This is a genomic window from Mitsuokella multacida DSM 20544 (assembly GCF_000155955.1).
In the GTDB taxonomy this organism is placed as follows: domain Bacteria; phylum Bacillota; class Negativicutes; order Selenomonadales; family Selenomonadaceae; genus Mitsuokella; species Mitsuokella multacida.
Window position 1 is genome coordinate 385,878 of sequence record NZ_GG697141.2, and the last position, 6,236, is coordinate 392,113.

General features: G+C 59.8%; 7 protein-coding genes. 6 read left to right on the forward strand and 1 reads right to left on the reverse strand.

What is annotated here, in order from left to right; all coding sequences use genetic code 11:
* The first annotated feature begins 36 nt into the window (after positions 1–36).
* From MITSMUL_RS01870 to MITSMUL_RS01895, 6 genes are all read left to right on the forward strand, one after another.
* Positions 37–1,440, forward strand: a complete 1,404-nt coding sequence (locus MITSMUL_RS01870) for a sugar porter family MFS transporter (protein WP_147653137.1) — start codon at positions 37–39, stop codon at positions 1,438–1,440.
* A 132-nt stretch (positions 1,441–1,572) separates the two neighbouring features.
* Entirely contained in the window at positions 1,573–2,190 is a 618-nt protein-coding gene (locus tag MITSMUL_RS01875) for a DUF4867 family protein (protein WP_040635307.1), read from the forward strand.
* 177 nt (positions 2,191–2,367) lie between these two features.
* Positions 2,368–3,384 carry a LacI family DNA-binding transcriptional regulator gene (locus MITSMUL_RS01880; protein ID WP_040635308.1) on the forward strand — a complete coding sequence of 339 codons (1,017 nt, stop codon included), beginning with the start codon at positions 2,368–2,370 and terminating at the stop codon, positions 3,382–3,384.
* Positions 3,385–3,544: 160 nt separating this feature from the next.
* Positions 3,545–4,006: a hypothetical protein gene (locus MITSMUL_RS01885; RefSeq protein ID WP_005839452.1), complete on the forward strand. Its 462-nt coding sequence runs from the start codon at positions 3,545–3,547 to the stop codon at positions 4,004–4,006.
* Between the two features lie 67 nt (positions 4,007–4,073).
* Positions 4,074–4,484 carry a helix-turn-helix domain-containing protein gene (locus MITSMUL_RS01890; RefSeq protein ID WP_005839453.1) on the forward strand — a complete coding sequence of 137 codons (411 nt, stop codon included), beginning with the start codon at positions 4,074–4,076 and terminating at the stop codon, positions 4,482–4,484.
* Between the two features lie 9 nt (positions 4,485–4,493).
* Positions 4,494–5,009 carry an ImmA/IrrE family metallo-endopeptidase gene (locus MITSMUL_RS01895; protein WP_005839456.1) on the forward strand — a complete coding sequence of 172 codons (516 nt, stop codon included), beginning with the start codon at positions 4,494–4,496 and terminating at the stop codon, positions 5,007–5,009.
* A gap of 66 nt (positions 5,010–5,075) precedes the next feature.
* On the opposite strand, the gene MITSMUL_RS01900 is transcribed toward MITSMUL_RS01895, so the two are convergent.
* Positions 5,076–6,212, reverse strand: coding sequence for an acyltransferase (locus MITSMUL_RS01900; RefSeq protein ID WP_040635742.1), 1,137 nt, complete (start codon positions 6,210–6,212; stop codon positions 5,076–5,078).
* Positions 6,213–6,236: the final 24 nt, after the last annotated feature.

The window sequence follows — 6,236 nt, forward strand, 5'->3', positions numbered from 1 at the left end:
TGGATTAAGGGAGTGTATCGTATGACGGAGGGAATCATGGAAAACAAGACGGAGGCCGCCGCTCAGAAGCGCGCTGCATGGGTCCGCAAGTGTATCTACTTTGCTGCCGGCATGGCAGGCCTGCTCTTTGGTCTCGACCAGGGCGTCATCTCTGGCGCACTGCCGTTCATCAGTCAGGAGTGGGGGCTCTCGAGCCAGGAACAGGAATGGGTCGTCAGCTCGATGATGGTCGGCGCTGCGACAGGCGCCATCATCGCGTCATTCCTGGCACGCGGCATCGGCCGCAAGAAGAGCCTGCTCATCGGCGCTTCGCTGTTCATCGTCGGTTGCGTCGGCTCGGGTATGGCGGCGAGCGCTTCGATGCTCATCGGCTTCCGCCTGATCCTCGGCCTCTCGGTCGGTATCGCCTCGTACACGGCGCCGCTGTACCTCGCCGAGATGTCGGACAAGGACGCGCGCGGCAAGGTCATCTCGGGCTATCAGCTCATGGTCACGGTCGGCATCCTGGCCGCTTTCCTCTCGGATACGGCATTCAGTTACTCGGGCGACTGGCGCATGATGCTGACGGTCATCGCCATCCCGGCCATCATCCTCATCCTGACGGTCTCGCGCCTGCCGGACAGCCCGCGCTGGCTCGCGACGAAGGGCCGCTTTGCTGAGGCCTCGACGGTCCTCAACTCGCTGCACGCCAGTGCTAAGATTGCCGAAGAAGAACTCGCTGACATCAAGGAGACGCTGAAGGTCAAGCAGGCTGGCTGGCATCTCTTCAAGACGAACAAGAACGTCCGTCGCGCTGTATTCCTCGGTGTGCTGCTCCAGGCGATGCAGCAGTTCACGGGCTTCAATGTCATCATGTATTATTCGCCGAAGATCCTGAGCCTTGCGGGCTTCTCGAGCACGGAAGACCAGATGATCGGCACGGTCCTCAACGGCATTGTCTTCACGCTGTCCACGTTCATTGCCATCGGCATGGTCGATAAATCCGGCCGCAAGCCGGCCCTGAAGATTGGCTTCGGCGTCATGGCACTCTCGATGGCTGCTGTCGGCGTCTGCATGTCCATGCTGGAAGGCGGCACGGCACCGGCTTGGGTCTCTTACTTCGCTGCGGTCATGACGATGGTCAGCATCGCGGGCTTCGGCATGAGCGCCGGCCCGATTGTCTGGGTCCTCTGCTCGGAGATCCAGCCGCTCAAGAGCCGTGAGTTCGGCATTGCCTGCTCGACGATGACGAACTGGATCACCTGCGCAATCGTCGGTGCGACGTTCCTGTCCCTCGTCGATGCGCTCGGCTCGGCACACACGTTCTGGCTCTACGCTGGCCTCAATGCCTTCTTCATCGTCCTGACGATGGCCTTTGTCCCGGAGACGAAGAACGTCACGCTCGAGCAGATCGAGAAGAACCTCATGTCTGGCAAGAAGCTGCGCGACATCGGCTGCTGATTGGCTGACTGCAAGAGATGAGACGACTTTATGGATGGATTGGGCCCCGTGTCCTTTTGCGGGGGCCGGTCATCCTGTAAAATGAATCGTATGATGATACGGTCTAGTAGATACATTCAGAGGAGAGATACTATGAAATCTGTAACAGATGAAGCATTCCGCCCGTATGGGCGCGTCCTGCCGCTCGATACGAAAGAATTCTGCACGGCGCTGAAGGGAATCGACATCCCGGCTGAGGGGACGGTCTACGAGCCGTCTGTCGCATCGTTCGAAGCGCTGCCGCTCTTCAAGGAGCTGACGGAGAAGACGTACGGCGAGATGCCGACGGAGCTCGGCCACTGCAGCGGCCACAATGAAGCACTCAATGCGCTTGAGTACCATCGCTCGTCGGAGATCGACATCGCGGCGACGGACCTCGTGCTGATGGTCGGCCGCCAGCAGGACATCGACCCGAAGACGTTGACGTACGACACGGGCAATGTCGAGTGTTTCTTCGTGCCGGCCGGCACGGCAGTAGAGCTCTACGCGACGACGCTGCATTTCGCTCCGTGCGGCATCGACGGCAAGGAGTTCCGCTGCGGCGTCGCTCTGCCGCGCGGCACGAATGAAGCGCTCAAGGACCCCATCGCTAAGGAAGGGGAGGACCGCCTGCTGTTCGCGGTCAACAAGTGGTTGATTGCCCACAAAGAGAGCGGCCTCGACAAGGACGGCGCGTTCATCGGCCTCAAGGGGGAGAACCTCACGCTCTGATGATCTGCCCGTCGTGAAGGGAAGTTTTGATAGGGGGGAGAAACCTCACCGCATGGCTCAGCCGCGTGGTGAGGCTTCTTTTTGCCTTTTTGCGCATGATTGTCGCCATAGTCGCACAAATCTGCTAAAATAAGGGATAAAGACAGGAACGCATGCTACATGTTGGAGGATATATACATGGTTACCATGAAGAAGATAGCAGAGCTCTGCGGTGTCTCGCGCGGCACGGTGGACCGCGCGCTCAACGGACGCGGCAGGGTCAACGCAGAGACGGCGGCGATGATCAAGAAGATGGCGGAGCAGCTCGGCTATGAGCCAAACCCGGCGGGCAAGGCCTTGGCGGCGCGCAAGAATCATCCGGTCATCGGGGTCCTGCTGCCGTCGGAGGGCAATGCCTTCTTTGACGATGTCATCCACGGCATGGACCGCGCGGCGGCGGCCTATGCCATCTACGGCCTGACGGTCCGCTACTATCCGATGAAGGGCTACAACGTCGACAAGCAGCTGCACCTCATGGAGCAGATGAAGGGGAAGGTCAATGCCCTGATCATCAGCCCTATCGACGATGCGCGCATCGCGAAGGCCATCGACGACTTTGTCGATGCGGGCATCTTCGTCGTGACGGTCGTCAACGACATCAAGAGCTCGAAGCGTCACTGCTATGTCGGCAGCGATTACTTCAACGGCGGCGAGACGGCCTGTGCGCTCTTGCATGCGCTGCTCGGCGAGCAGGCGAAGGTCGGCATCGTCATGGGCAGCCGGCAGGTCCTCGGCCACCGCGAGAGGCTAGAGGGCTTCGAGCACCGCATGAAGAGACTCCCAGGCTTCTCTATCGTCGACGTCGTCGAGAACGGCGACGATGAGATCTGCTCGTACGAGCGCACGAAGAACCTGCTCGACGACCATCCGGACATCTCGGCGATGTTCCTGCTCGCGGCCGGCGTTTACGGTGCCTGCCGCGCCATCATGCAGCTGCCGGAGGGGAAGCGCCCCGTGACGATCGCGTTCGACAGCGTGCCTTCGACGGTCGAGATGATGCGCCAGGGCATCGTCAAGGCCATCCTCTACCAGCATCCGGTCCGGCAGGGGCGCATGGCCATCAACCTCGCCTTCGAGTACCTCGTCAACGGCAGGATGCCGGACAAGAAGAATTACATCATGAAGAATGAGATACGGCTGCTCGAGAATCTCTGAGAGCTGCCTTGGCACGGACAGGCCTGCAAAGATGCAGGCCTGTTTTTATTTGACAAGATATTTGACATTCTCGCGCTTACTTTGACAAATACGCTGACATATGTTAATATTAAGGCATAAGTTTTACAATTGTTAAAGATAATGACGGGAGGTCTTATATATGTATATCGTGTCGAAGAAAATCGGGCGCCTGCCCTTTGCCTTAGCGAGTATCCTGCTCTACGTCTCTGTGCCGCTCTATTACGCGGCCTGGGAGTACGAGACAGTCGAGCCGTATCTCTCGGAGCCGACGGGGCTCGTCATGGGGCTCTTCAGCATCCTCGGCAGCGGCATTCCGTTCTGCTTTGCGCATCAGGTCGGCGGCCTGGCGTCGCTGGAGTTCACGGCGCCGTTTGCGCTCCTCTTATTGCTCGTCACGCTCTGGCGCTGCAATGACTGCCGCGCGAGCCGGCTCGTGCTCGTCGGCCAGTGCCTGCCGCTCCTCAACCTGCTGACGCTCGTCTACCTGACGGTGCAGCAGCGCCCGGTGCGCCCTGTGCACTCGGCCCCTGTGCGCCAGTCCCTGCCGCAGCATGCGGAGGCGCCTGTCGATTGGCGGCCGTCATGGCGCCATATCGCCTGAGGGATTGTCTTGTCTGTAAGGCAGAGCGATGATAGAATGATAAAAGCAATGATTTGAGAGTGAGGGAATGATCGTGAAATTCTGTGATAAACTGTTGCAGCTGCGCCGCGCGCGCCGGCTCACGCAGAAGGATGTGGCGGCGGCCTGCGGCATCACGCGCCAGACGTACAGCGGCTATGAGTCGGGGGAGCGCTACCCGAAGAAGAAGGAGATGTATCAAGTCCTCGCGGACTTCTTCGAGGTCGATGTCGACTACCTCTACACGGACCGCGAGATGTTCCTCGACGCGGCGCACGAGCAGTACGGCAGCCGCGGCATGGCGCAGGCGCAGGAGCTCGTGAGCCAGCTAGCAGGCATGTTCGCGGGCGGCGAGCTCTCGGACCAGGACCGTGAGGCCGTCATGCGCTCGCTCGAGCGGGCCTACTGGCTAGCCAAGGAAGACAACCAGAAATACACGCCGAAAAAATACAGGAAGTGAAGTGATTGGATGGATTCGATACAGCTCTATCAGGCCGCGCAGAAGGTCCAGCCGTCCGCCGGTCATGAGATGCTGGCACTCGCGCAGGAGCTCGGCATCCATGTCGAATTCGCGGATGATTACAAGGACTTGCTCGGCATGTACTTCAACAAGTGGCACCACCGCTTCATCTTCCTCAACAGCCGCCTCGATGAGGACTGGCTGCCGATGGTGCTCGCGCATGAGATCGGCCACGACCAGCTGCATCGCGAGCTCGCGAAGACGGGCCTGCAGGAATTCGAGCTCTTCCGCATGAACAGCCGCACGGAGTACGAGGCAAATGCCTTCGCGGCGCATCTCCTGCTCGACAACGACGAGGTCTACCGGCTCGTGCGCGCGGGCGAGGACATGGAGACAATCTCGAAGCGCCTGCGCTGCAACATCAACCTCATGCTCATCAAGATGCGCGAGATGGTCGCGCTCGGCTACGACCTGCGGCTGACGGATACGGCCGACAGCCAGTTCTTCAAGAAAATCCGCGCCTGAATCGATATTATAAAAAATCCTGCCCACACCGCAGTCTGCGATGTGGGCAGGATTTTTGTTTGCTCGTCATTTCTTGCGCGGGTAGACGCCGATGGTCCATTCGTTGAGGATGGACAGGCGCTCGCCGAGCTTGCGGCAGAGGGCCGCGGCAATCATGGAGAGCCCGAGGATCACGAAGTAGAAGGCAATCGTGACGGGGGCCGTCATGAGGTGCCCGCTCTTCTGGAGCAGCGTGGCTGCGTAGGTGATGAAGAACGGGTGGACGAGGTAGGCGAAGTAGGAGTGGCGGCCGAGCTGGTGCAGGATGGGATTGAGCCATCCCGGGTACTTCTGGTACGTGAAGATCGTGAAGAAGAAGACCGAGCTGGCCAGCGTGTAGAAGAGGCCCGCCGGGCTCAGCTGATGAGCCGTGTTGATGGCCTCGAGCGGTGTGTAGCCCGTCTCGAAAATCAGCTGGTAGTAGTAGGCGAGGAGCCAGACGAGCGAGGCCCAGAAGAACACCGTGATGGCGCGCCGGTTCTCCTTCATGAAGCGCTGGAATTCCTGGATGTGCACCGCAAGATAGCCGCCGAGCACGAAGATGAAGACGTAGTGGACGACCCAGTAGTTGAGGCGGTACATGAGGAAGGGCTTGAGCAAGGAGTGGTCGGGCAGCGCGTAGACGAACGTGTTGAACGCCACGGAGAAGCTCGACCAGTAGTCAAAGCCCAGCTGCGCGACGAAGAGCAGGATCAGGCTGACCTTGCCCGCGCGCCGCACGATGGCAATCCAGAGCGGCATGAGCAGGTAGAACCAGATCAGGATCACGAGGAAGTAGAGCTGGTATTTCGCCGTACCGAAGAACAGGATGCTCAGGAGGTGCAGCGGGTCGGGGAATCCGACGCCGTAGAACAGGCCATCGTGCAGCAGGTAGAAGGCGGACCAGACGAGGTACGGGATGAGGACCGTACGGAAGCGCTTCTTCATGAAGGCCCGGTAGTCGAGCGGCTCGTGGATGTCGAGGTTGTAGAAGAGCCCGAAGGCCGAGATGAAGAAGAAGATGGGCACGCTGAAGCGCGAGGCCACCTCTAAGAGGGCAATCAGATGGACGTTGGCCGTCTGGTTCATGAGGTACTGCGAACCGACGTGGATGGCGATGACGCCCATCATCGCGATGCCGCGGATGTATTCGATGGCAGGCAGGCGGGGCTTCCGCTTTTTCACGGGAGCTGCTGCCGGGGATTCTTG